General features: G+C 68.0%; 18 protein-coding genes. 4 read left to right on the top strand and 14 right to left on the bottom strand.

The window, feature by feature from the left end:
- Positions 1–20: 20 nt before the first annotated feature.
- Together ACGLHR_RS25855 and ACGLHR_RS25850 are read right to left on the bottom strand one after the other, a co-directional pair.
- Positions 21–542 carry a thioredoxin domain-containing protein gene (locus tag ACGLHR_RS25855; protein WP_318238237.1) on the bottom strand — a complete coding sequence of 174 codons (522 nt, stop codon included), beginning with the start codon at positions 540–542 and terminating at the stop codon, positions 21–23.
- Between the two features lie 60 nt (positions 543–602).
- Positions 603–863, bottom strand: coding sequence for a UBP-type zinc finger domain-containing protein (locus ACGLHR_RS25850; protein WP_318238236.1), 261 nt, complete (start codon positions 861–863; stop codon positions 603–605).
- Positions 864–1,104: 241 nt separating this feature from the next.
- Between ACGLHR_RS25850 and wrbA the strand changes: the two genes are divergently transcribed.
- Positions 1,105–1,725 (top strand): NAD(P)H:quinone oxidoreductase, encoded by a 621-nt coding sequence (gene wrbA, locus ACGLHR_RS25845; protein ID WP_400096922.1) that lies wholly within the window; start codon positions 1,105–1,107, stop codon positions 1,723–1,725.
- A gap of 18 nt (positions 1,726–1,743) precedes the next feature.
- Here the strand turns inward: wrbA and ACGLHR_RS25840 are convergent, their stop codons facing one another.
- The 12 genes from ACGLHR_RS25840 to ACGLHR_RS25785 all read right to left on the bottom strand — a co-directional run bounded on the left by ACGLHR_RS25840 (position 1,744) and on the right by ACGLHR_RS25785 (position 15,540).
- Complete coding sequence (locus tag ACGLHR_RS25840) at positions 1,744–3,051, bottom strand: aspartate aminotransferase family protein (RefSeq protein WP_400096921.1); 1,308 nt, start codon at positions 3,049–3,051, stop codon at positions 1,744–1,746.
- 20 nt (positions 3,052–3,071) lie between these two features.
- Positions 3,072–4,133, bottom strand: coding sequence for a phosphotransferase (locus ACGLHR_RS25835; RefSeq protein WP_400096920.1), 1,062 nt, complete (start codon positions 4,131–4,133; stop codon positions 3,072–3,074).
- Positions 4,130–5,158, bottom strand: a complete 1,029-nt coding sequence (locus ACGLHR_RS25830; protein ID WP_400096919.1) for a histone deacetylase family protein — start codon at positions 5,156–5,158, stop codon at positions 4,130–4,132. The genes ACGLHR_RS25835 and ACGLHR_RS25830 overlap by 4 nt, the downstream gene beginning before the upstream one ends.
- Positions 5,155–5,880 carry a GntR family transcriptional regulator gene (locus ACGLHR_RS25825; protein ID WP_400096918.1) on the bottom strand — a complete coding sequence of 242 codons (726 nt, stop codon included), beginning with the start codon at positions 5,878–5,880 and terminating at the stop codon, positions 5,155–5,157. The genes ACGLHR_RS25830 and ACGLHR_RS25825 overlap by 4 nt, the downstream gene beginning before the upstream one ends.
- A gap of 4 nt (positions 5,881–5,884) precedes the next feature.
- Complete coding sequence (locus ACGLHR_RS25820; protein WP_400096917.1) at positions 5,885–6,817, bottom strand: DMT family transporter; 933 nt, start codon at positions 6,815–6,817, stop codon at positions 5,885–5,887.
- The gene (locus tag ACGLHR_RS25815; protein WP_400096916.1) at positions 6,817–8,226 is read right to left on the bottom strand and encodes an aspartate aminotransferase family protein; all 1,410 of its coding nucleotides are present in this window, start codon (positions 8,224–8,226) and stop codon (positions 6,817–6,819) included. Before ACGLHR_RS25815 ends, ACGLHR_RS25820 begins: the two co-directional genes overlap by 1 nt.
- A 350-nt stretch (positions 8,227–8,576) precedes the next feature.
- A complete protein-coding gene (locus tag ACGLHR_RS25810) occupies positions 8,577–9,590 on the bottom strand; it encodes a 2-hydroxyacid dehydrogenase (protein ID WP_400096915.1) in 1,014 nt (337 codons plus the stop codon).
- Positions 9,587–11,248, bottom strand: coding sequence for a dipeptide ABC transporter ATP-binding protein (locus ACGLHR_RS25805; protein WP_400096914.1), 1,662 nt, complete (start codon positions 11,246–11,248; stop codon positions 9,587–9,589). The genes ACGLHR_RS25810 and ACGLHR_RS25805 overlap by 4 nt, the downstream gene beginning before the upstream one ends.
- Positions 11,245–12,087: an ABC transporter permease gene (locus tag ACGLHR_RS25800; RefSeq protein ID WP_400096913.1), complete on the bottom strand. Its 843-nt coding sequence runs from the start codon at positions 12,085–12,087 to the stop codon at positions 11,245–11,247. Before ACGLHR_RS25800 ends, ACGLHR_RS25805 begins: the two co-directional genes overlap by 4 nt.
- Entirely contained in the window at positions 12,084–13,058 is a 975-nt protein-coding gene (locus tag ACGLHR_RS25795; protein ID WP_043354633.1) for an ABC transporter permease, read from the bottom strand. Before ACGLHR_RS25795 ends, ACGLHR_RS25800 begins: the two co-directional genes overlap by 4 nt.
- Positions 13,059–13,089: 31 nt before the next feature.
- Positions 13,090–14,655: an ABC transporter substrate-binding protein gene (locus tag ACGLHR_RS25790; protein ID WP_400096912.1), complete on the bottom strand. Its 1,566-nt coding sequence runs from the start codon at positions 14,653–14,655 to the stop codon at positions 13,090–13,092.
- Positions 14,656–14,745: 90 nt separating this feature from the next.
- A complete protein-coding gene (locus ACGLHR_RS25785; protein ID WP_400096911.1) occupies positions 14,746–15,540 on the bottom strand; it encodes a class II aldolase/adducin family protein in 795 nt (264 codons plus the stop codon).
- 846 nt (positions 15,541–16,386) lie between these two features.
- Between ACGLHR_RS25785 and ACGLHR_RS25780 the strand changes: the two genes are divergently transcribed.
- From ACGLHR_RS25780 to ACGLHR_RS25770, 3 genes are all read left to right on the top strand, one after another.
- Positions 16,387–16,542, top strand: coding sequence for a DUF3309 family protein (locus ACGLHR_RS25780; protein WP_318235559.1), 156 nt, complete (start codon positions 16,387–16,389; stop codon positions 16,540–16,542).
- 134 nt (positions 16,543–16,676) lie between these two features.
- Positions 16,677–25,223, top strand: a complete 8,547-nt coding sequence (locus tag ACGLHR_RS25775) for a GH36-type glycosyl hydrolase domain-containing protein (protein ID WP_400096910.1) — start codon at positions 16,677–16,679, stop codon at positions 25,221–25,223.
- 10 nt (positions 25,224–25,233) lie between these two features.
- Positions 25,234–25,893 carry a phasin family protein gene (locus ACGLHR_RS25770; RefSeq protein WP_400096909.1) on the top strand — a complete coding sequence of 220 codons (660 nt, stop codon included), beginning with the start codon at positions 25,234–25,236 and terminating at the stop codon, positions 25,891–25,893.
- Positions 25,894–26,102: the final 209 nt, after the last annotated feature.

Below are 26,102 nucleotides of genomic sequence, written 5' to 3'. Positions count from 1 at the left end.
CCCCCGCCGACCCCCGGCCCCTAGCTACGCAGCGCCACGGCAATGGCATGGTCCAGATGCTCCATGCCGAAGGTCACGTCCTGTATCCCGCCATTGACGAAGAAGGACGGCGTGCCGCGCACATGGCTGCCGATGCCGCTATGCTGGTGCTCGCGCACGCGCTGCAGGTAAGTGTGGGCCTTCATGTCGTAGTCATAGCGCTCCAGGTCCAGTTCCAGCGCGGCGGCGTACTCCCGCAGCATCGCCGGCTTGATGCCGTGATGCTGCTCGAATATCTGCTGGTGCATGGGCCAGAACTTGTGCTGTGCCCCTGCCGCCTCGGCCGCCTCCGCGGCGGCCTCCGCCAGCGGGTGCCAGGCCGACAGCGGGAAATGGCGATACACAAAGCGCACGCGGTCGTGGTAGCGGGCGAGCAGGATCTTCACGCCGCCGTAGGCCAGGCGGCAATACTGGCATTCGAAGTCGCCGTACTCCACCACGGTGACGTGGGCCGATGCAGGCCCCAATAAATGGTCGGTCTTTTCAACGGGCGTCGACAGCATGACATTCTCCTTGCAGGATTGGCGCATGGGGGTTGGCTTGCGCGTGCGCTGTGCCCCCCCTCAGGGAATGAACAACTTGTCGATATAGCACCAACGCCAGGTCTCGCCCGGCTCGAACGACTGGATCACCGGATGCGCAGTGGCAAGAAAATGCCGGGTGGCATGCTTGTTGGGCGACTCGTCGCAGCAGCCGACATGGCCGCAGCACAGGCACAAGCGCAGATGCACCCATTCGTCGCCGCTGCGCAGGCATTCCTCGCAGCCTTCTGCGCTGGGTGTGACGGGATGGCTCAATGCAAGGTGCGCACACGCCGTTGTCATTGCGGTACTCCAACGTTGGCCCGGCAGGGCAGGCCCACGCCGCGCCGCACGCGGATGAGCCAGGGTCTTTCATTGTAGGCGGCGAAGATGCGAAGGGAAGCGCGGCTGTCACTGCGCGGCGCGCTTGCGTCGCCTAGACTCAACGGATGGCCGGTCCCGGTCTGAGTTCCCGATTTCCATTTCCCATTTCCCATTTCCCATTTCCCATTTTGCATTTTCCATTGCACACAGGAGGATGGTCATGACCTGCAAGATCCAGGTGGTCTTCTACAGCATGTACGGGCACGTCTACAAAATGGCGGAAGCCGTGGCCGCAGGCGCGCGCGAAGTCGATGGCGCCGAAGTGACGTTGCTCCAGGTGCCGGAGCTGGTCCCAGACGCCGTGTTGGAAAAGAGTGGCGCCAAGGCCGCCCGCGCCGCCTTCGCCCATGTGCCGATGGCGGAGCCGGACAAGCTGGCCGACGCCGATGCCATCCTGTTCGGCACGCCCACGCGGTTTGGCAATATGTGCGCGCAGATGCGCAATTTTCTCGACCAGACCGGCGGGCTGTGGATGAGCGGCGGCCTGGTGGGCAAGGTCGGCAGCGTCTTTACCAGCACCGCCAGCCAGCATGGCGGGCAGGAAACCACGATTACCAGCTTCCACACCACGCTGCTGCACCAGGGCATGGTGATTGTGGGCGTGCCCTACGCCGAAGCGCGGCTGCTGGACATGAGCCAGATCACCGGCGGCACGCCTTATGGCGCGTCCACCATGACGGCGGCCGATGGCTCGCGCCAGCCCAGCGAGAACGAGCTGGCGATCGCAAAGTACCAGGGCCGGCACGTGGCCGGCATCGCGGCGAAGCTGGCGGCGCGCTAGCCGGGCGTTTCGGGCCTTTCAGGCCGGGCGCTCGTTCTCCACCTCGGCCAGCACCGCGTCCAGGGTGTCGGCCAGCAGGTCGGCGTGCGCTTCGGTGAACACCATCGGCGGGCGGATCTTCAGGATGTTGGCCGCTTCGCCGGTGGCGCCAACCAGCACATGGCGGCGGCGCAGCCCGTTGACGATGCGCGCGGTCAGCGCCGTCGCCGGCCGGCTGGCATCGCCGCTATCGAGAAACTCGACCGCCACGAAGAGCCCCGCGCCGCGGATATCGCCGATCAGCGGGTGCCGCGCCGCCACGCCCGCCAGGCGCTCGCGCAGGTACGCGCCAACGCGCCGCACCTGTGCCATGAGTTGCGTCTGCTCGATGACATCAAGCACGGCCATGCCGGCGGCGACGGAAACCGGGTTGCCGCCGAAGGTATTGAAATACCGGCACTCGCGGCCAAAGGCTTCCAGCACCTCGGGGCGCACGGCCAGCCCGGCGAGCGGATGGCCGTTGCCCATCGGCTTGCCCATGGTGACGATGTCGGGCACCACATCATGACGCTGGAAGCCCCAGAACGCGTCTCCGGTGCGCCCCAGTCCCGGCTGCACCTCGTCGGCGATGAACACGCCGCCGGCCGCGCGGATGGCGGCCACCGCCTCCCGCAGGAAGCCGGGCGGATCGGTGAAGATGCCGTCGCTGGAGAACACGGTATCGACCAGCAGCGCGGCGGGGCGGATGCCGTGCGCGCGTAGGTCTTCCATGGCGTGCCGCACGCCTTCGGCAAAGGCCGCGCCGAGCTGTGCGGCCGGCACGCGCAAGCTGTCCGGCGCGGGCACGGTACGCACGTTGTCGCCAAGCTTCACGTAGCGCCCGAGCGAGGGCGATGCCTCGGCAATGGACGCGGTGACCCCGTGATAGGCAAAGCGCGTGATGATCAGCCCTTGCGCGCCGGTGTGGGCGCGGGCGATGCGCATCGCCAGGTCGTTGGCCTCGCTGCCGGTGCAGGTGAGCATGGCATGGCCCAGCGCGTCGGGCATGGTCGCCAGCAGGCGCTCGGCGTAATCCAGGATGCCCTCGTGCAGGTAGCGCGTATGCGTGTTCAGCTGCGCCGCCTGGCGGGCGATGGCATCCACTACATGCGGATGGCAATGGCCGACGGACGCCACGTTGTTGTACGCATCGAGGTAGCGCTCGCCGCTGGCGCCGTAAAGCCATACGCCTTCGCCGCGCACGATGTGCAGCGGCTCGTCGTAGAACAGGCGGTACGCGGGCCCGAGCACGCGAGCGCGCCGCTCGGCCAGTTCGGCAACGCAGGGGATAGCTGCGGCAATGGTCATCGGATTCCTTGGTGTCGTGGTCAAGCCAGCCCGCAGGCCTGGCGCAGGACGTTGCGCGCTTGCTCCGTCGGGATGGCGTCACAGGCCGCCAGCCGTTGCCAGGAGACCGCGTTGTTGCGCAGCAGGTAAGGGGCGTTCTCCGGATGCCGCGCGGCGCGCCAGCCGCTGATGGCTACCACCATCACCAGCCGGGCCTGCACCAGGTCGAACAGCACGTCGATCTCGTCCGCCTCCAGGGGCAGCACCGCGTGGTACGCGGCGACAAAGTCCGCCAGCGTGGCCATCGTGTCGCCGGTCGGGTCGACCTGATAGGCGGCGGCCACGGCCAGGTCGTCGATCAGCGGCGCATGGACCATGTCGCCAAAATCCAGCACGCCCGCGATGCGCGCATGATCTTGCGGGTCGACCAGCACGTTATAGATATTGAAATCGTTGTGGATCGGCTGGGCCCGCAGGCGCGCCAGCCGGGGTTGCACGTTGGCGGCAAAGCGATCCAGCGCGCGCGTTGCCAGCGCGCGGCGCGCCGCGTCCGGGACGCTGTCGAGCAGCCCGCGCACGCGGTCGGCGCGCTGGATGTCCCATGGCAGCTCCAGTTCGTCGGCGGGATGGCGCAAGCCGCGCAGCGCCAGGTCGAGCCGTGCCAGCGTGCGCGCCAGCGCCCGTGCCTGCGCTTGCGAGCGCTGCGCCTTGGGCAGCGGCTCGCCCGGCAGGTAGCTGAACAGGCGCACCACGCGCGCTTCGCCGCCCGGCGGCTGCGCGATCAGCGACGGCTGGCCCGCCAGGGTCGGCACGATGCGCTGCACGGGCAGGGCGGGATCGGTCGCGGCGATGTGCAGCAGCGCCTGGGTCTGGAAGTCCGCCACCAGCGGCAGCTCGGCGGGATGGGAGACCTTGAGCATGTAGCTTGCCGCCGGCGTCTCCAGCAGGAAGTTCCGGTCGCGCTCGCCGCTTAGCAGGGAGAGCCGGCCCGCCAGCCCGTAGTGCTGCGTGAGCAGCGCCATTGCCCACGCCGCAGGGACTTCGGGCGAGCCTTCGCTAAGCACATCGGCGGCGGCCAGCGCCGCGCTTGCCGGCCCGTTCATGCTGCGCTCGCGAAGCCGCGCAGCGCGCTCGACAGGTTGGGCCCGAGGTCGTCGGAGAGATACCCGCCTTCCTGCACCAGCACCGTCGGCAGGCCCAGCCGCGCGATTTCCGCGGTGATGAGGGCGAAGCCGGGCGTGGTGACGGCCAGCGCCTGGTACGGATCGCGCTCGTGCGCGTCCAGCCCCAGCGCCACCACCAGCGCGCCGGGCGCGAAGGCGCGGATGCTCTGGCACACGTCGCGCAGCGCCGCCAGGTAGGCCTCGTCGCCGGTGCCGCGTGCCAGCGGGCGGTTGATGTTGTAGCCGAGGCCTTGCGCCTCGCCGCGCTCGTGCGCATGGCCGGTGAAAAAGGGCGTGAACAGCATCGGGTCGCCATGCAGCGACACGGTCAGCACATCGTTGCGGCGATAGAAGATGCCCTGCGTGCCGTTGCCGTGGTGCATGTCGATGTCGAGGATGGCGACGCGGTCATGGTGGCGGCGCAGGTGCTGCGCGGCAATGGCGGTGTTGTTCAGGTAGCAGAAGCCGTTGGCGCGGTCCGCATAGGCGTGGTGGCCGGGCGGGCGGCACAGCGCGTAGGCGGCGCGTTCCCCGTCGGCGACCAGTTGCGCGGCGTGGGTGGCCACGTCGGCAGACCCGGCCGCCGCGCGCCAGGTGTTGGGCCCGATGGAGCAGGCGGCGTCGCCCATATGGAAGCCGGCCTGGCCGACCACGCTGTCGGGGTAGGTGCAGGGCTGCCCGGGGAAGGGATGGATGTTGGGCAAGACCTCTTCGGAGGCGTCGGGCAGCAGTTGCCAGCGGTCATACGCGGTTTCCAGGAAACGCAGGTATTCCGGCGTGTGGATCGCGGCGCGCGGGCCCGGGCCGTGATCGGCGGGGGCGATCACGTCGTGGCCGTCGGCGCGCACTGCCGCCAGCAGGCGCAGGGCGCGCTCGGGCTGCTCGTTGCTGCGCTTCATCCTGCCGCGCACCATGAACGCGTGCGGATCGTGGTCGAGATGCAGATCGCTGTAGACGACTTTCATAGGACGGACTCCATCGGGGGCGCCTCGGCAACGCCTTGTTTTTGCATGAACACCGCCCGGACATGGACCCAGGCGTCATCGATATGGAAGCGCACCGCGGCTTGCGCGGCGGCTTCGTCGCGCCGCGCAATCGCCTCGGCGATGGGGCGGTGGGTCTCGGCCACGGCCTTCGGGTCGTGGTACACGCTGTCGATCAGCGCCACGATCATGCGGATCTCCGTTTGCATCATGGAGAACATGCGGTGCAGGTAGGCATTGCCGGACAGCTCGCAGATGGCCGTGTGGAACGCCAGGTCGCGCGCCACCCGCTCGATCTGCGGCAATGATTCGGCCTCCTGCACCATGCGGTCGACCATGGCCACAAGCTGCTTGAGTCCGGCCTCCGGCGCCTGCTCGCAGGCGAGCGATGCCGCCATCAGCTCCAGGTTCAGCCTTACCTGGAACAGGTCATCGATCTCGCGCACCGTCACCGTGCGTACCGCAAAGCCATGGCGCGGGCGCGAGACCAGCACGCCTTGGCGCTCCAGCCGCCGCGCCGCCTCGCGCACCGGCGCGCGGCTGACATTCATGCGGCGGGCGATGTCCGCCTCGACAATGCGGCTGCCGGGTGGCAGCCGGCCTTCGACGATGGCCTGGGTGAGCTGGGCCTCCACCGCGGCCACCAGGTCGGAGACCTCGATGGAGGCAAAGGGAGAGGATTCTTCGAACGCGGAATCAGACATGGGCTTAGTCCTTGGGTCGGGCTACGACGGGATGCACCGACGGCGCTTGCCGTGCGCGCAACGCGAGGTAGCCGCCCGACAGCATGATCAGCACGATGCCCGCCAGCGCGATGCCATCGGGCGGGCGCTGGAAGACAAAGGTGCTGATCAGCACGGCGAGCAGCAGTTGAAAGTAATTGAGCGGCGCGAGCGTGGAGGCGGCAACGCGCCGGAAGGCGGCGAGCAGCAGCAGCTGGGCCAGGCCGCTGCAGGCGCCGCCGGCCATCATCTGCAGGATGTCCGGCGCGCACGGCATGACCTCGGGCAGCGTGGCCAGCGCAGGCACGCCGGTCACCACCAGGCAGATCAGCGCGGTCCAGGCGTAGAGCACCGGCCCCGCGACCTCGCCGGCAAGCCGGCGCGTCAGCAACTGGAAGGCCGCGTAGCACACGGCCGAGACCATCATCAGCACCGTGCCGACAAAGGGCAGGTCGCCGCCGGGCCGCACGATCAGCAGCATGCCGCCAAAGCCGGCCAGCACCGCCGCCCACTGCGCAGAGCCCACCCGTTCGCCCAGCACCGCCGGCGACAGCGCCACCATGATCAGCGGCGCGGTGAAGTAGATCGCCGTGGCCTCGGCCAAGGGCATGTAGACCAGCGCCGCCATGAAGCAGCTGGCCACGATGCCAAGGGCCAGCCCGCGCGCCAGCAGCAGCCACTTGCAGGGCGCGCGCCACAGCTTCAGGTCGCCTGCGCGCACCAGCCACACCAGCGCGATGACGCTCACCGACACATAGCGGGTGAGGTTCATCATCGGCGCCGAGTGGTCGCGCAGCATCCACTTGCAGAAGGCGTCGTAGCTGGCGAACGCCACCAGCGCGCAGAAGAACAGCACGATGCCGTCGCGGCGCGCGCTCGCCGTGGTAGGCCGCAGCGACGGATTGGCCGGGCCGGTCATCAGGCCGCAGCCTTGTTGCCGCCATTGCTGCCGGCTGGGAACTCACGCTCGGCCGCCACCATGGCGCGCTCGAAACGCGCGAACAACTCGTCGATCTGCGCCTCGGTGATGATCAGCGGCGGGCAGAAGGCGATGGTGTCGCCCATGGCGCGCACGATCAGGCCTTGCTCCTGCGCCAGCTGCGCCAGGCGCGGGCCAGCCTTCTGCGCCGGGTCGAAGGCGCGCCGCGCCGCCGGATCCGCCGCCAGCTCGATCGCGCCCAGCAGGCCGACCCCGCGCACCTCGCCCACCAGCGCGCGCCCTGCGTAAGCCCGCAGCGCCTGCTGGAAGCGGGGCGTGACCGCGTTCACGTGATCGAGGATGCGGTCATCCTCGTAGACGCGCAGCGTTTCGAGCGCCACCGCCGTGGTGACCGGATGGCCCGAGTAGGTGAAGCCATGGCCAAAGGTGCCGATCTTGCCGCTGTTGGCGGCAATCGCCGCGTGCACCTTCTCCGACACCATCACAGCCGAGATCGGCATGTAGCCGGAGGACAGCGCCTTGGCGCAGGTGAGGATGTCGGGCTGCATGCCATAGGTGGTGGAGCCGAACATCGCACCGGTCCGCCCGAAGCCGCAGATCACCTCGTCGGCGATCAGCAGGACGTCATGGCGGCGCAGCACGGCCTGGATCTCGGCGAAGTAGGTGGCCGGCGGCACAATCACGCCGCCCGCGCCCATCACCGGCTCGGCAATGAAGGCACCGATGGTGTCCGGGCCCTCGGCCTGGATCAGCGCTTCCAGTTCCTGCGCGAGGCGGCTGGCGAAGGCGGCTTCGCTCTCGCCCGGCGCGCCGTAGCGGTAGTGGTGCGGGCACCCGGCGCGCAGGATGCGGTCGATCGGCAGGTCGAAATCGCGGTGATTGGCTTGCAGGCCGCTAAGGCTCGCCGCCGCCACCGTGACGCCGTGATAGGCGTTGGTGCGCGCGATGATCTTCTTCTTGTCCGGCTTGCCGATGGCGTTGTGGTAGTACCAGACCAGCTTGACGGCGGTGTCGTTGGCCTCCGAGCCGGAGTTGGCGAAAAACACCTTGGACATCGGCACCGGCGCCATCGCGACGAGCTTCTCGGCCAGCATGATGGCCGCCGGGTTGGAGCGGTGGTTGAAGGTGTGATAGTAGGGCAGCGTGCGCATGGCCTGCACGCCGGCCTCGATCACGCGCGCATGGCTGAACCCGAGCGAGCTGCACCACAGGCCCGACATGCCCTCCAGGTAGCGCTTGCCCTGGTCGTCCTCCACATAGATGCCGTCGCCCTTGGTGATGACGAGCGGGCCGACGCCGGGGTGGGCGGCCAGGTTGGTAAAGGGATGCAGATGGGCCGCGATATCGTCGGCGGCAAGGGCAGCGTGCGAGGGCAAGGCGACGGTCATGTCAGTGACGTCCTGTTGTAGGTATCGGGTGGCGGGGCAGGCAGCATGCAAAGCAAAGTTTCATCGGACTTCCGCATCGCTTGGTCGCACCGCTGGGTTGCTCCCCTCTCCCACAAAGTGGGAGAGGGGTTGGGGGAGAGGGCGGGCGCTGGCTAAGCCACGGTGCTGCGCCGTTGCCGATCCCGATTGCGACCGTTGGAAGGCAGGTGTGGCATCGGGTTCTTGACGAACGCCCGCCCTCTCCCCCGCCCCTCTCCCGCAAGCGGGAGAGGGGAGCAAACCAGCAGTTGGCGTCAAGCGGCGCGTTGCCGGACGGTGGGCGAACATGAAAGGCCGATCAACCATACGAATCAATATCCCTGTGCCGGGTCGACTGCCACGGCAGGCCGCTGCCCGCGGCACAGCTGGTCCAGATTATCCAGCGTCTGGCGCGCGATCGTGGCCGAATCGGTGCGTGCCGCCACGTGCGGCGTGACTGTGACGCGCGGATGCCGCCAGAACGGGTGCTCGGATGGCAGCGGCTCGTGCTGGAAGGCGTCCAGCGTGGCCGCGCCCAGCGTGCCGTCGTCCAGCGCGCGCAGCAGGTCGGCCTCGACCAGGTGGCTGCCGCGGCCCACGTTGATCAGATGCGCGCCGCGCGGCAGGCGGGCGAACAGGTCGGCGCACAGGAAGCCTTGCGTCTGCGCGGTGAGCGGCAGCAGGCAGACCAGTGCGTCGCAGCCCGCCAGGAAGGCATCCAGCCCGTCCTGGCCGTGGAAGGCTTCGACGCCCTCGGGCAGATCCGCCTTGGGGCTGCGGCTCCAGCCGCGCACCGCATAGCCCACCGCCTGCAGCGCGCGGGCGCTGGCAATGCCCAGCGTGCCAAGCCCTGCGATGCCCACGCGATGCCGTGATGGCGCCACGATGGGCTGCTCCTGCCACTGCCCGGCTGCCGCGCTGGCCAGATACGCGCCCATGCTGCGCTGATGCTGGATCACGGCCCACGTCACGTAGGCCGTCATGCTGCCGGCCATGGCGGTATCCACGATGCGGCAGACGGTTGGCCCGCACGGCAGGTCCGGATCGCTGCGCAGGTGGTCGATGCCCGCGCCCAGCGACTGCACCAGGCGCAGCCTTGGCATGGCCGCCAGCACGCCAGGCGGGGGCGCCCAGCAGACCGCGGCATCGATGTCGTCGAGCGCTCCCAGGTCGGGGCCGACCCGAAGGTCCAGCCCGGGCGCTGCCGCGCGGAAGGCTGGGACGAGGTAGTTCATGTCGAGCACGCTGCTAAGCAGTGCCACGCAGGGTGGTTTATTTGTCGTCGTGTCCATCGTCTCCATCGTGTCCAATGTGTCGGCCAGATTGTCGGGGTCGGTACGGGTCATGCGTAGCCTCCGACCGCTTCCAGGCGGCCTGGCTCCGGTGCCTCCGCAACTTCCTGCGCCCGGGTCAAGCGCGGAATGGCTTCGATCAGCTTGCGCGTGTATGGATGCTCGGGCGCGCTCAGCACGCGGGCCGTCTCGCCGTACTCAACCACCTCGCCCCGCTGCATGACGGCGATCTTGTCGCACATCTGCGCCGCCACGCGCAGGTCGTGGGTGATGAAGACCATGGCCAGCTTGAACTGCTCGCGCACCTTGGCGAACAGCTCCAGCACCTGCGCCTGCACCGACACATCCAGCGCGGAGACGGGCTCGTCCGCCACCAGCAGCTCCGGCTGCATCGCCAGCGCCCTTGCAATGCCGATGCGCTGGCGCTGCCCGCCGGAGAACTCGTGCGGGTAGCGCTCGGCCGCCTCCGGTCCCAGCCCGACCAGCCCGAGCAACTCCAGCGTGCGAGCCTGTGCCTCCTGGCGCGACACGCCCTGTGCGATGGGGCCGGCAGCGATGGCCGCACCGATCCGATGCCGGGGATTGAGCGATGCGTACGGATCCTGGAACACCATCTGCAGCTTGCCGCCCGCGCGCTGCAGCAGCCCGCCGCCTTGCGACAGGTTGCGCCCGTTGATCACGATGCGCCCGCTGTCGAACGGCGCCAGGCCGACGATGCAACGGCCCACCGTGGATTTGCCGGAGCCCGATTCGCCCACCAGCCCGAGCGTCTGCCCGCGCAGCAGCTCGAAGTTCACGTTGCGCGCGGCCTGCACCTCGCGCCCGCGCCGCAGCAGGCTGCCGCCGGTGCGATAGGTCTTGCACAGGTCCTGCACCTGCAGCACGCGGTTGACCTCGACCTCCACGGGAGGCTGGCGCAAATGGCCGCCGGGAATGGCGCTGATCAGCTTGCGCGTATAGGCATGCTGCGGATCGGTCAGCACGCGCGCGGCCGGCCCGGCCTCCACGATGGTGCCGGTCTGCATCACCACCACCTGGTCGGCGATCTCGGACACCACGCCAAAGTCGTGCGTGATGAACAGCACGGCCATGCCGCGCCGCTTCTGCAGATCGCGGATCAGTTGCAGGATCTGCGCCTGGGTGGTCACGTCGAGCGCGGTGGTGGGCTCGTCCGCAATCAACAGGCGCGGTTCCAGCGCCATGGCGCACGCGATCATCACGCGCTGGCGTTGGCCGCCCGACAGGCGGAAGGGATAGCTGTCGTACAGCAGCTCCGGATCGGGCAGGCCGACATCGGCCAGCGCCGCCACGATGCGCTTGCGCTTGTCGGCCGCGCCCAGCCGCTGGTGCGCGTCGAACACTTCGGCGATCTGGTCGCCGATGCGCATCACCGGGTTGAGCGCCGTCATGGGTTCCTGGAACACCATGCCGATCTTCTGCCCGCGCAACTCGCGCATGGCGTCGTCATCCAGTTGCAGCAGGTCCTGGCCCTCAAACAGGATGCGCCCGGCAACCGGCTCCACATGCGGGCGCGGCAGCAGGCCCATCACCGCATTGGCGATCATGGACTTGCCCGAGCCCGACTCGCCCACCACGCATAGTGTCTGGCCGGCCGCAAGCGTCAGCGAGGCGCCCTGCACCGCCAGGGCGCGGTCGCCGCCGGCCGGCAGGCGGATGCTCAGGTCCTGGATATCTAGTACCGGTGTGCTCATCGTCCACTCCCGCCAAGGCGCGCGTTGAGCGCGTCGTTCAGGCCTTCGCCCACCATGTTGAGCGCCAGCACCGTCAGCAGGATGGCCGTGCCGGGAAACACCGCCATCCACCAGGCCTGGCGCAGCACCGTGCGCGCCGAGCCCACCATATAGCCCCAGCTCATGTGGTTGGGGTCGCCCAGGCCTAGGAAGCTCAGGCTGGATTCCAGCAGGATGGCGGTCGCCACCATCAGCGAGGCCATCACCACGATCGGCGAGCTGGCATTGGGCAGGATCTGCGACAGGATGATGCGTGGCGTCGACTGCCCGGCCAGCTTGGCGGCCTGCACAAAGTCGCGCTGGCGCAGCGTGAGGAACTCGCTGCGTACCAGCCGCGCCACCGGCGGCCAGGAGACGATGGCGATGGCAGCCACGATAGAGCCGATCGACGGCTCGAAGATCGCCACCAGCACCAGCGCCAGCGCAAAGCTCGGCACCGCCTGGAACAGCTCGGTAAAGCGCATCAGCGCCGCATCGATCCAGCCGCCGAAGTAGCCTGAGATAGCGCCCAGCGTTACGCCGATCAGCAGCGAGACCACGGTGGACACCACGCCGATCAGCAGCGAGATGCGCGCGCCGTGGATCACGCCCGCCAGGATGTCGCGCCCCATGGTGTCGGTGCCCATGGCAAAGCCGGGCTCCTGCATCGGCTGCAGGAACGGCTGCTGCACCATGTCCCAGGGATCGTGCCCGGCCATCCACGGGCCCAACAGCGCGAGCACGGCAAAGCCCACCAGTACCACCATGCCGAGCACGGCTGCCTTGTTGCGGCAGAACCGCCGCCAGAAAGTGTTCTTCATTGCATCTCGATCCGCGGGTCGACCAGCGTGTAGACAAAGTCGGTCAACAGGTTGAACAACACGGCCATGGCCGCGGTGACCAGGAAGCAGCCCAGCAGCAGGTTGTAGTCACGCTGCAGCAGGGCGTCGAACATCAGGCGGCCAATGCCGGGCCAGGCGAACACCGTCTCGGTCAGCACCGCGCCGCCGATCATGCCGCCGGCCTGGATGCCGGCCAGCGTCACCACCGGCAGCAGGGCGTTGCGCAGGATGTGGGCACGCTGGATGCGCCCGGGCCGCACGCCCTTGGCGCGCGCGGTCTTGACGAAATCCATCTGCGCCACCTCCAGCATCGAGGCGCGCGTCATGCGGGCATACACCGCCATGTAGAACAGCGCCAGCGTGAGCGCGGGCAGCACCAGGTGCGTGGCAATGTCGAACACCAGCGCCAGGCCATGCAGGTCCGCCCCCACGGTGAAGTAGCCAAAGCCGGGCAGCCAGTCGAGCTTGACCGAGAACAGCAGCACCGCCATCATCGCCAGCCAGTACAGCGGCGTGGCGTAGAACACCAGCGCGAAGAGGGTGATGGCGTTGTCCACCCAGCTCCCCGCGCGCCGGCTCGCCCACGCCCCCAGCACCACGCCGAACAGCACCGAGAGCAGGAAGGCGCTGCCGGTCAGGATCAGCGTGGCGGGCAGGCGCTGCAGGATCAGGTCCAGCACCGGCTGCTGCTGGCGGTACGAGTAGCCCAGGTCCAGGTGCACCACATGCCCGAGGTAAGTGGCAAGCTGCTCCGGCACCGGCTTGTCCAGCCCGAACTGCGTGCGCAACTGCGCCACGAACTGCGGGTCGGATGCGCCGGCCTCGCCGGCCATCACCGAGACGGGGTCTCCCGGCGCGGCCCGGATCAGCAGGAAATTGACGGTCGCGATGACCAGGATTGCGATCACGCCCTGTACCACCCGGCCCAGCATGCGCTGCGTACGACTCATGGCTTTGCCCCAGAGATGAAGATGACTGCCATCACGCCAGCCAGGCGCGGCCGATGCCGTCGTTCAGGCCAATGCCGGAACTGATGGGATTGTTGATGCGGCCGCGGTACAGCGTAGGGAAGTTGAGCTCGTGCAGCCACACCACCGGCATCTCGTTGACCAGGATCTTCTGCACCTCAAAGTAGATCGCCGCGCGCTTGGCCGGGTCGATCTCGCGCGCGCCAGCCTGGAACAGCTCGTCGACCTTGGCGTTGCGATAGCCCTCGACGTTGTTGAACGGCGAGCCCTGCGCGATATTGTCCGAGGTGTAGTTGCGCGCCACGCCCAGCGCCGGGTCGCCGTACTGGTAGACGTAGGTGAAGGCCAGGTCGTAGTCCCACTTGTTCAGCCGCTCGCCCCAGCCCGCCACGTCGGTGGGGGTCATCTCGATCTTCACGCCGGCCTGTTGCAGGTTCTGCCGCACGATCTCGGCGGAGCGGGTCCAGGTTTCGCCGTAGGGCAGGGGCAGCAGGCGCACGGTTTCGCCCTTGTAGCCGGATTCGGTGAGCAACTGCTTGGCGCGGGCCAAGTCGCGCGGATACTTGGCCACGTCGGTGCTGGCGTACTTGATGTGGCTGTTGAAGGGGCCGGTGGCGCTCTTGGCATAGCCTTGCCATGCCACCTTGGCGATCGCGTCGCGGTCGATGGCAAAGGCCAGCGCCTGGCGGAACTTGATGTTGTCCATCGGCGCCTTGCGGTTGTTGACCCACAACCACGAGTGCGGCGCGAAGAATTCCCAGCCCTTGGTGGTGACCTGCACGCCGGGCAGCTTGCTCAGGCGCGCCACATCGAAGTACTCCACCGCGCCGCCGGGCACCAGGTCGACCTTGCCGGACTCGAACGCCGCGGCGCGCGCCGAGGCATCGGGGATCACGTGGAAGTACACGCTGTCGACCAGCGGCACGTCGGGCTGGTGATACGCATCGTTGCGCACCAGCTGGATGTACGAGCCGCGCACCCATTCCTTGAACTTCAGCGGGCCGGTGCCGATGGGCTTGGCGTTGGCGGGGTTGGTCAGGAAATCCGTGCCTTCGTAGATATGCTTGGGCACCATGGGCATGGTGCCCACTTCGAAGATGCCGAGGAACGGGCTAAACGGGTACTTCAGCTTGAACTCCACCGTCAACGGGTCCACCGCGCGGATGCTCTCCACCGCCGCCAGGTTGGCGCGCAGCCGGGCGTGCGTCTTGCGCAGGAACACATCGGCGGAGAACACCACGTCTGCCGCGGTGAACGGCTTGCCGTCATGCCAGGTGACCTTGGGCTTGAGCTTGAACGTGTACAGGGTGCCGGCCGGGTTCACCGTCCAGGAGGTCGCCAGCGCCGGCAGCGGTTCCAGCTTCTCGTCATAGCGCAGCAAGCCCTCGTAGATGTTGCCGGAGATCAGCTGGGTGGGGCCGTTCTGGGTAATGCCGATCATCAGGCCGGAAGGCTCAGGCTGGACGAGCGCGTTGATCACGCCGCCCTTCTTGCCGGCCGCGAGGACGTGGAACGGCACGCCGGCGAGCGACAGCCCGGTGGTGGCAACACCCATTTTGATCAGTTGGCGACGATTCATTGCGGAACTCTCCTGGGGGCTAGGGATAGATGACTGGCAAGACGTAACAGGCAAGACGTAACGGGTAAGGCGGGCGGGGCGGGCAGGGCCTCAGTCGCGGTACGACGTGGCAGCGGCCGGCTCCAGCCGCTCCAGCAAGGCGCGCCATTCCCGCGCGTACGGGTCGGCCGCGCCGGGCAGGCGGTTGGTGTCGCCACTCTCGTACTGGCGCGCAGTCCTCTCGCAAATGGCTGGGGGCACCGGATTGACCAGCTGGCCGCTGGACTGGATCGCCACCTGCACGCGGCAGGCGCGCTCCAGGTTGTGCATGAGGATGAACGCCTCGGCCACGCTGCGGCCCAGCGTGACCAGGCCATGGTTGCGCAGGATCAGGGCGCGCTTGTCCGGGCCGAGGTCGGCCACCAGGCGCACGCGCTCCTCATGGTCCAGCGCAATGCCCTCGAAGTCGTGGTACGACACCCGGTCATGGAATTGCAGCGCCCACTGGTTGGACGGCTGCAAGCCGCAGGCCAGCGACGATACCGCCACGCCTGCCACGGTATGCGTATGCAGCACGCAGACGGCGTCATGCCGGGCAGCGTGCACGGCGCTATGGATGGTGAAGCCAGCGGGGTTCACGTCTTGCCCGGGCGGGCCGCTGATGATGTTGCCGTCCAGGTCGATGCACACCAGCGAAGACGCGGTGATATCCCGGAACAACATCCCGAACGGGTTGATCAGGAAGCGGTCCTCGGTGCCCGGCACCCGGGCCGAGATATGGGTGTAGATGCTGTCGTCCATGCCATACAGGGCGACCAGGCGGTATGCGGCGGCGAGATCTTCACGCACCCGTTGCTCGGCCTCGGAGATGGCGGGAACCAGGCGGGAAGAGACGTTGTTGCCCATGTTTGTGTTTCCTTGGATTGGCGATTAGGTCACTGTAGGTCGATGGTCAGCTGTCGACAGTTGGCACTTATACCGATTACGCAAAGTTCAGGCCACGTGTTCAATTTGCAGCCGGATTTGTTGCGGTGCGGGGTGCAAGGCCTTGATTCCTAACAAAATCTCGTCTTGCATGGGCGTGGATGGCACGCCGCCGGGCGATGCTGGAGGCTTGCCTGGAAATGGTGCGACGCGCAAGAAATGGGCGTTGGCCGGCGTGTTTGCGGGCCAGGGATCGGGGATGGGGCGCGGCGCACTGCTTGGTGGCACGCAGAAATTGCGGGGCTTGGTGACCGGCATACGTCGCGCAAGCGCCGTATTGAGCATATTTCCGGCGCAGAGGTGCTATCCGGCACTCTCGCAGCACGGAGAAATGCCGCTGCTGGAAATATAAGGAGGGTTCAGGGCTGGAGTGTGCGAAGATGCGCGCACAGCGGCGCTGCGAATACGCGCGGCCGGCTGTCTGGACCGGACCCCAGTCGCACCCACGAGTTTCCGCCTGCGGCCTTGCCCCTGGTTCAGTTCTTCCCCGAAGCATGCTGCCTTCCCGCTGGCCTCAAGGCCACCATGGCTGTCATGCCCCCGCGTTTCCCGCTCCCTTTCACCCCTGCGCCGTTCAACGCCAGGAACGGGCGCCAATTGTCCGTCATCGTACCGACACCGCACTCCATCCATGGCAACGTGACGATAGCGGTCAGGTCCATGCCCAATGGCGCGGCTACCTTCGCATCGGGCTCGAAGATTCCGGTCCCCTGGCGAGATATCTGCGGCGGCCTGGCTAATAACGCGGAGTCGGGAAAGGAGCGTTCCATGTTAGGAACCGTTTTACTGGTCGTGCTTGTGCTCGTCTTGCTCGGTGCGATGCCGACGTGGCCGCACAGCCGTTCCTGGGGCTATATGCCCAGCGGCGTGCTAGGCCTGCTGCTGGTCGTGGTGCTGGTGTTGGTACTTCTGGGCCGCCTGTAGACGAGAACACACTCGCCTTGGCGCAACAGTCCGCGAAGCGATCGCGTGATGGCCGGCAAGCTTCAGGCTTGCCGGCCAGCCGTTTTTAAGGAGGCGAGCCCGCCTCCCGATCCCCGTTGGCAACCAAGGCGTCCATGTATTCAGTGCTAGGCCGTACGTTTGAGTACGCATCCACCCCTTCGCCGTGGGATGACAAGGCGCCAGTGCGGGAGGAGCTGTTCGGGATCGAGCGGCTGGAGCAGCATGCGCAAAGCCTTGCCGCGGCCCAGCCTGTCACGTCGAAGCCGCCGCGCGTGCGCACGTTGCGCAGCCGCCTCAATGACAATGCCGAAGTATTGCTCGCGGCCTACCGGGCCAGCGCGGCGGAACTGGAGAGCGGCAGGGCCGTGGTGCCCGCGGCCGAATGGCTGCTGGACAACTACCACCTGGTGGAAGCGCAGATCCGCGAGATCCGCGATGACCTGCCGCCCGGCTACTATCGCCAGCTGCCCAAGCTCAGCGAGGGGCCATTCGCGGGCTATCCCCGGGTGTTTGGCCTTGCCTGGGCCTTTGTCGCGCATACCGACAGCCATATCGACCCGGACACCCTGCGGCGCTTCATAGCCGCCTACCAGCGTGTGCAGCCGCTGACCATCGGCGAGCTGTGGGCGGTGGCCATCACGCTGCGCATCGTCCTGATCGAGAACCTGCGCCGCCTGGCCGAGCAGATAACCGCCGGGCGCATCGCCCGCGCCGACGCGGACGATCTGTCGAAGCAGCTGCTCAAGTCGGGCTGCGCCCGGTCGGCGCTCGACACGGATATCGCCTCGCGCGCCGCTGCGCCCTTGTCGGAGCTGTTTGCCGCGCAACTGGCCAAGCGCCTGCGGGACCAGGACCCACGGACCACGCCCACCCTGGGCTGGCTGGAAGAGCGGCTCGGGCGGCAGGGCGCGTCCATCGAGGGTGTGGTGCGGCATGCCCAGCAGCGCCAGGGTGCGTCCAACGTGACAGTGCGCAATGTCATCACCAGCATGCGGCTGATTTCCGATATCGACTGGGCCGAACTGTTCGAGAGCGTGAGCCTGGTCGACGCGCGTTTGCGCGATGGCAGCGGCTATGCCGAAATGGATTTCCCCACCCGCAATCTTTACCGCAGCGCGATTGAGCAGCTTGCACGCGGCTCACTGGCCTCGGAGCTGGAGATCGCCGATCTCGCGCTGGCCACGGCACGCGCCGCGGCGGCCGGCACCGCCGATGCAGCGCAGGCGGAGCGCATCGGGGACCCGGGGTATCACCTGATCGCCGAGGGCCGGCGCGCCTTCGAGCGCGTGATCGGCTTCCGTGCCCCGGCGCGGCTGCGGTTTTCCCGTCTCAATATCGCGCTGGGCATTGGCGGCTATATGGGCGCCATCCTGCTGGTCACCCTCGCGCTGCTCGGCGGCTCGCTCTGGTTGCTTGCGGCGGCGGCCATGCCGGCGCTCCACGGCGGCTGGCTCGCGCTGGTCGGCTTGCTGGGCTTCGTGCCAGCCAGCGAGGTGGCAACGGCGGTGGTCAACCGCGGCATCGCCTGGCTCTTTGGCGCATCCATCCTGCCGGGGCTTGAACTCACGGCAGGCGTGCCGCAAGCGTTGCGCACGCTGGTGGCCGTGCCCACGCTGCTATCGGGCGAAGCCAGCCTGCGCGAGCAGATCGAGCGCCTGGAGGTGCACCACCTCGCCGGCGCCGGTGGCGACCTGACCTTTGCGCTGCTCACCGATGGCACCGACGCCGACCAGGAAGCCATGCCGGGCGACGCGGCCCTTTTGGCGGTGGCGGCCGAAGCCATCGGCGAGCTGAATCGCCGCTACGGGCCGGGTCCCGCCGGCGACCGCTTCCTGCTGTTGCACCGGCACCGCATATTCAACGCCGGAGAAGGCAAGTGGATGGGATGGGAGCGCAAGCGCGGCAAGCTCCATGAACTCAACCGCCTGCTGCGCGGCGCCACGGACACCAGCTTTATGCCTGTCTACGGCCGGCCGCCCCAGGTACCGCCCGATGTGCGCTACGTGATCACGCTCGATGCCGACACGCGCTTGCCGCGCGACGCGGCACTCCGGCTGATCGGCAAGATGGCCCACCCGCTGAACCGGCCAAGGTTCGACGACAAGCTGCAGCGCGTGGTTGGCGGCTACGCCATCCTGCAGCCACGCGTCACGCCATCCCTGCCGGTGGGCAGCGAGGGTTCGTTCTATCAGCGCATCTTCTCGGCGCCCGGCGGCATCGATCCCTATGCGGCTGCGGCATCGGACGTGTACCAGGACATCTTCGGTGAGGGTTCCTATACCGGCAAGGGCATCTATGACGTGGATGCCTTCGAGGCCGCGCTGCACGGCCGCGTGCCGGAGAACGCGGTGCTCAGCCATGATCTGTTCGAGGGCTCGTTCGCCCGTGCCGGGCTGGCCTCGGACATCGAAGTCGTCGAGGATTTCCCCGCGCGCTATGACGTGGCGGCCAAGCGCCAGCATCGCTGGACACGTGGCGACTGGCAGCTCCTTGACTGGATCTTGCGCGGCCGCAAGGGCAGCCAGGCGGTGCCGATGCTCGGCCGCTGGAAGATGCTGGACAACCTGCGGCGCTCGGTGCTCGCGCCGTCGCTGCTGCTGTGCTTTGGCGCGTGCTGGCTGCTGCCGCCCGGTGCCGCCTTGCGCGGCACGCTGCTGTTGCTGGCGGCCATGGCGATTCCCGGCTTATTGCCCGGCGTGTTTTCCGTCATTCCCCATCGTGCCGGCATCCGGCTGCGCAACCACGTGGGGATGCTGTGGGACGACCTGCGCGCGGCCATCGCGCAGGTGCTGCTGACGCTGGCGTTCCTGCCCGACGTGGCCTGGCGCATGAGCGACGCCATCGCGCGCACGCTGGCGCGGCTGCGCTTTACGCGTCGCCACCTGCTGGAGTGGACCACGGCCGCCCAGTCCATGACCAGCCCCCGGCTCGACCTGGCGGGCTCTTACCGGCAGATGACGGGCGGCGTATTGCTGACGCTGGCGCTGCTTGCGGGCACGCTGGCCTTCGCGCCCGCCTCCTGGCCGCTCGCGCTGCCCCTTGGATTGCTCTGGCTCGCCGCGCCCGTGCTGGCGCTGTGGGCCAGCCGGGCGCCAAAGGTGGCAAGGCGGCTGGTGGTGTCGGACGCGGACACGCGCGAGCTGCGCCTGACCGCGCGCCGCACCTGGCGCTTTTTCGAGACCATGGTCACGCCGGCGGACAACATGCTGCCGCCCGACAATTTCCAGGAGCGCCCGAAACCGGTTCTTGCGCACCGGACCTCGCCCACCAATATCGGCCTGTACCTGCTATCGGCCATCGCTGCGCGCGACTTTGGCTGGAGCGGCACGGCGGCGACGGCCGAGCGGCTTGAGGCAGCCTTCGCCGCCATGCAAAAGCTGCAGCGCTGCCATGGCCACTTCTACAACTGGTATGGCACGCAGGATCTGCGCGCCCTGACGCCTGCCTACGTCTCATCGGTCGACAGCGGTAACCTGGCCGGGCACCTGATTGCGCTGGCCAATGCCTGTGAAGAATGGATCCATGCCGAGGTGACGCCGGATTTCCGGCTCGGCATGATGGATACCGTCACGCTGGCGCGCGAGGCCATTGCCGGCCTGGCGTTGGCGGGCGGCGAGCGCGCCGGCAAGCTCGGCGAACTGCTGGAACAGGTCGAAACCCAGCTCAACGGTGCGCAGGCCATGGCCATGCTGATGCCCGCGCTCAAGCGGCTGACGGAAAAAGCCGCGGGGATCGCCCGCGACATCCTGCCCGCCACCGGCGACGACAGCCTTGGCGACCTGGCGTTCTGGGTGGAAGCGCTGCGCAAGGCCGTGGCCGAGCATGAACAAGACCGGGTCGAACGCATCGAAGCGCCGGACTTGCTCGGCGCGCGCCTGCAAGCGCTCGCCGCCGTGGCGCGCGAGATGGCGCTCGCGATGGACTTCGCGTTCCTGTTTGACGAGGAGCGCAAGCTGCTGTCGATCGGCTACTCGCAGGATGACAACCGGCTCGATGTCAGCTGCTATGACCTGCTCGCGTCGGAGGCCCGTCTCGCCAGCCTGTTTGCCATCGCCAAGGGCGATGTGTCCACGCGCCACTGGTTCCGCCTTGGCCGCACGGCCACGCCGCTGGGCAACGGGTCGGCGCTGATCTCGTGGTCCGGGTCGATGTTCGAGTACCTGATGCCGTCGCTGATCATGCGCGCGCCGGCGGGCAGCCTGCTCGAGCAGACCAACCGGTTGGTGGTGGAGCGCCAGCAGGGCTACGGCCGCGCGCTGGGCGTGCCATGGGGCGTGTCCGAATCCGCCTACAACGCGCGCGACATGGAGTTCACCTACCAGTACTCCAACTTCGGCGTGCCGGGACTAGGCCTGAAGCGAGGGCTCTCCGACAACGTCGTGATCGCACCCTATGCGAGCGGCCTGGCCACCATGGTGGATCCGCAAGGCGCGCAGCAGAACTTCGCGCGTCTCGCGCAGATGGGGGCAAAGGGGCGCTTCGGCTTCTACGAGGCCATCGATTTCACCCGGTCCCGGCTGCCCGAAGATGAGGAATTCGCCATCATCCGCAGCTACATGGCCCACCACCAGGGCATGACCATCGTGGCGATTGCCAATACGCTGCACGGCGGCCAGATGCGGGAGCGCTTTCACCGCGAGCCGATGATCCAGGCCACCGAGCTGCTGCTGCAGGAGCGCATGCCGCGCAACGTCGCCATTGCGCATCCCCGCGCCGAAGAGGTGAAGGCTTCCACGCTGGAGCCCGGCAGCGAGGATTCCACGGTGCGCAGGCTTTCGGGCTACGCGCCCGGTGCTCCCGTCACGCATCTGCTGTCGAACGGGCGCTACGCGGTGATGCTGACCGCGGCTGGCGCTGGCTACAGCCGCTGGCGCGATCTGGCCGTGACGCGGTGGCGGGAGGATGCCACCCGCGACGACGCTGGCAGCTTTATCTTCCTGCGCGATACGCACAGCCGCGCCGTCTGGCCGGCCGGCGCACAGTTTGCCGGCGGCGACACGGACGATGGCGAGCAGGGCAGCGAAGTGGTCTTTGCCGAAGACCACGCGGAATTCATCCGCCGCGATGGCAGCCTGGTCACCACGCTCTCCATCCTGGTCTCCGGCGAGGATGACGGGGAAGTGCGGCGAGTCTCGCTGGCCAACAGCGGGCGGCGCGCGCGCGAGATCGAGCTGACCTCGTATGCGGAGCTGGTGCTGACCGTGCCGGCGGCCGACATCGCGCATCAGGCCTTCTCCAAGCTGTTTGTCGAAACCGAATACCTGGCCGAGTTCGGCGCGCTGGTTGCCACGCGCCGCACGCGCTCGCCCACGGAGCCCACGATTTGGGCCGCCCATTTCGCGATCGTCGAAGGCGACGTGGTAGCGGATCCGCAATACGAGACCGACCGGGCGCGCTTCCTGGAAGAGGGGCAAACGGGCAGGATAGCGGACGGCGTGCGGCATGGCCGTGCGCTCTCCAACACCACGGGCACGGTGCTCGACGCCATCTTCTCGCTCAGGCAGCGCGTGCGGGTCGCACCTGGCGGCGTGGCACGCGTCGCCTTCTGGACGCTGGTGGCGCCCTCGCGCGCCGCGCTGCTGGATCTGATCGACAAGCATCACGACCGCAGCGCCTTCGAGCGTGCCAAGACCCTGGCCTGGACGCAAGCCCAGGTGCAGTTGCGCCATCTCGACGTCAAGGCGGACGAGGCAGCGGATTTCCAGCGCCTGGCCGCGCCGATCCTGTACGCCGATCCGCGCTTCCGGGTTGCTTCCGAGGCCATCGCGCGCGGCGCGGGCCCGCAGTCCGGGCTCTGGCCGCACGCCATCTCGGGCGACTTGCCGATCGTGCTGCTGCGCATCGACGAGATCGAGGATATGGCGCAAGTGCGCCAGCTGCTGCGCGCGCACGAGTACTGGCGCATGAAGCGGCTTGGGGTGGACCTGGTCATCGTCAACGAGCGCGCGTCGTCTTATACGCAGGACCTGCAGATTGCCATCGAGACCGCGGTGCGCAGCAGCCAGTCGCGGCCTCGCTTTGGCGATGAGCTCGCCCAGGGCTCGGTCTATACGCTGCGCGCCGATTTGATGCACGTCGACGCCCGCGCGTTGCTGTTGTCCGTGGCTCGCGTAGTGCTGTCCGCGCGCAGAGGCGCCATTGCCGAACAACTCGGCCGGCTGCCCCAGGCACCGCCGCGCGCCGCGCCCGTACGCCGCCGCGCGCTCCCGCGGCCGGCGCCCACGCAAACGCACGCCACGCCGGCCCTTGAATTCTTCAATGGCCTCGGTGGCTTCGACAAGGACGGGCGGGAGTATGTGGTCGTGCTGGACGGCGCGGCCACCACGCCCGCGCCGTGGATCAACGTCGTCGCCAATCTCAACTTTGGCTTCCACGCCTCGGCACAGGGCAGCGGCTATACCTGGGCCGAGAGCAGCCGCGAGAACCAGCTCACGCCCTGGTCCAACGACCCGGTGCTGGATCCGGCCGGCGAAGCGTTCTATATCCGCGACGAAGACAGCCTCGAAGTCTGGAGCCCGACCGCGCAGCCCATCCGCGGCGCAGGCACCTACACGGCTCGCCACGGCCAGGGCTACAGCCGCTTTGCGCACCAGGCAAACGGCATCGCGGTTGAGCTGCTGCAGTTCGTCCCGCTGGAAGACCCGCTCAAGATTTCACGGCTGACGCTGAGCAACCTGTCCGCCGTGCGCCGCCGGCTTTCCGTCACCGCTTACGTGGAATGGGTACTCGGCACTTCGCGGGGCGCATCGGCACCGTTCATCGTGACCGAACTCGACGAGGCCACCGGCGCGGTGCTGGCGCGCAATCCCTGGAGCACCGCCTTCCCCGGCCGGGTCGCCTTTGCCGATCTCGGCGGCAGGCAAACGGCCTGGACCGCCGACCGCACGGAGTTCCTCGGCTACAACGGCGGCGCCGAGGCGCCGGCGGCCCTGCTTGGCACCACGCCCTTGTCCGGCGCAGTGGGCGCGGGCCTGGATCCGTGCGCCGCGGTGCAGTGCTTCGTGGAGCTTGCCGCGGGCGAGACGCTCGATATCGTCGCGTTGCTCGGCGAGTGCGGCTCAGCCGAGGCGGCGAGGGCGCTGATTTCCCGCTATCGCGCCGCCGATCTCGACGCCGTGCTCGATGCCGTGACAGGGCACTGGGCTAGCCTGCTTGGCGCCGTGCAGGTCAGGACGCCGGACCGGGCGATGGACATCATGCTTAATGGCTGGCTGCTGTACCAGACGCTGGCCTGCCGCATCTGGGCGCGCTCGGCCTTCTACCAGGCGAGCGGCGCCTATGGCTTTCGCGATCAGTTGCAAGACACCATGGCGCTCACCTTCGCCAGGCCGGCGGCCACGCGCCAGCACCTGCTGCGCGCGGCGGCCAGGCAATTTGCCGAAGGCGATGTCCAGCATTGGTGGCTGCCACACACCGGGCAGGGCGTGCGCACGCGCATCTCCGACGATTGCGTCTGGCTGGCCTTCGCCACGGCGACCTACATTGCCGGCTCGGGCGATGCGGCGGTGCTGGATGAGAACGTCTCGTTCCTCGGCGGGCCGGTGCTCGGCGCGGACGAGCATGACGCGTTCTTCCAGCCAATGACCGGGGAGACGTCCGCCGCGCTGTTCGAGCACTGCGCGCGCGGCATCGAGCGATGCCTCGCCTTGACCGGCGAGCACGGGCTGCCGCTGATCGGCGGCGGCGACTGGAACGACGGCATGAACCGGGTCGGGGCTGGCGGCAAGGGCGAGAGCGTGTGGCTTGGCTGGTTGCTGATGCGCACGATCACGCTCTTCGCGCCGCTCGCCGAGGTGCGCGATGCCGGCCGCGCAGCGCACTGGCGCGCCCATGCCGTAATGCTGGGCGAGGCATTGGAGCGCGATGGCTGGGATGGCGAGTGGTATCGCCGTGCTACCTTCGATGACGGCAGCTGGCTGGGTTCAAGGACCAGTCCGGCCTGCCGGATCGACGCCATTGCCCAGTCGTGGGCCGTGCTGTCGGGCGCCGGGGACCCGGTGCGCGCTGCAACCGCCATGGCATCGATGGCCGAGCACCTGGTGCGTCGCGACGATGGCCTGGCGCTGCTGTTCGCGCCGCCCTTCGATGGCGCCTCGCTGGATCCCGGCTACATCGAAGGCTATCCCCCCGGCGTGCGCGAGAACGGCGGGCAATACAGCCATGCCGCGATGTGGTCGGTCCTTGCCTTTGCCCGGCTCGGCGCGGGCGCAAAAGCCGTAGACCTGTTCTCGATGCTCAACCCGATCCACCACGCCAGCACGGCCGCGGGTGCCCAGCGCTATAAGGTGGAGCCTTACGTGGTCGCGGCCGATGTGTATTCGGTGGCGCCCCACATCGGCCGCGGCGGATGGACCTGGTACACCGGCGCGGCCGGATGGATGTACCGCGCCGGGGTGGAAGGCATCCTGGGGATCCGCCGGGAAGGGAGCTGGCTGATCGTCGCGCCGAGCATTCCGGCGGCGTGGCCTGGCTTTGAGGCGACGGTGTGCCTGGGTGCGTGCCACTATGAAATCCGGGTGCAGACGCTGGCGCCTGGCGCGGGCGGCGCGCATGCGGTCCTCGACGGGCTGGCGGTGCCCGGTCACGACGGCGCGGTGCGCGTACCGCTGGACGATGGCAGGCACAGGCTGCTGCTGTGCATCCCGCCAGCGGCGGAATAGGGCGCATGGGATGCATCTGGCGCGCCCGGCAAAGTCTTTCCGGGAATCGCTTGACTCCTCGGGGAATAAGCTTATGATGTGTCTCATTGCTGCGGTGCAGCAAAACGATGATGCCGCTCACGAAACCCTCTTCGGCAGCGTTGGATCATCCCCAGGAGACTATTTCATGGCACATCCCACCCAAGCTCAATTCTTCGGCGTCCAGCAAGCTAACCTGGACCTGTTCCTCGCCCTGGTCGGCCCCCTGGCCCGCGGCGCGGAAAAAATCAGCGCGCTGAACATGCAGGCGGTCAAGACCAGCCTGGCGGATACCACGAACTACGTCCGCGAATCCAGCCAGCAGCCGGTTGGCGCCGGCATGTCCGGCCTCAAGCCGGAACTGGCGAATGGGTTTGCCCAGAAAATGAACGCCTACGCCGGCCACATGAACGAGATCTTCGCCAGCACCGGCGCAGAATTCGCGCAGGAAGCCCAGCGCCAGATGAGCACCTACGCCGCGCAGACGCAGGAAGCCATGGCGTCGTTCGGCCAGAACCTAATGTCGAACGCCGGCGGCGCGTTCCCGGCTGCCGGCGCAAGCGCGCCGAGCTGGATCGCGGCCTACGAAACGGCCATGAAGCCGATGCGCGACGCGATTGAATCCGTCATGCCCGCCGCGGCAGCCAAGTAAGGCCAAGCCAGGCGGCACCGCTGGCCGCTGTGAAGCAAACGCCAGTAGCAAGGAAAAACTGCGCCCATGTGGCTAGCCGTTAACAAAAAGTGTTGAAAGCTCAAACGGGGCCGGTTTTGAACCGGCCCCGTTTGTTTTGTGGGGGACGTAGCCGCTTTTAGGGGCTACGAGAAGTAGATGATGTCCTTGTAGTCGAGAACGGCCTTCGC

It is taken from the genome of Cupriavidus sp. CuC1, from assembly GCF_044627735.1.
GTDB lineage: Bacteria > Pseudomonadota > Gammaproteobacteria > Burkholderiales > Burkholderiaceae > Cupriavidus > Cupriavidus ulmosensis.
This window is presented reverse-complemented; position numbering and strand designations above follow the sequence as displayed.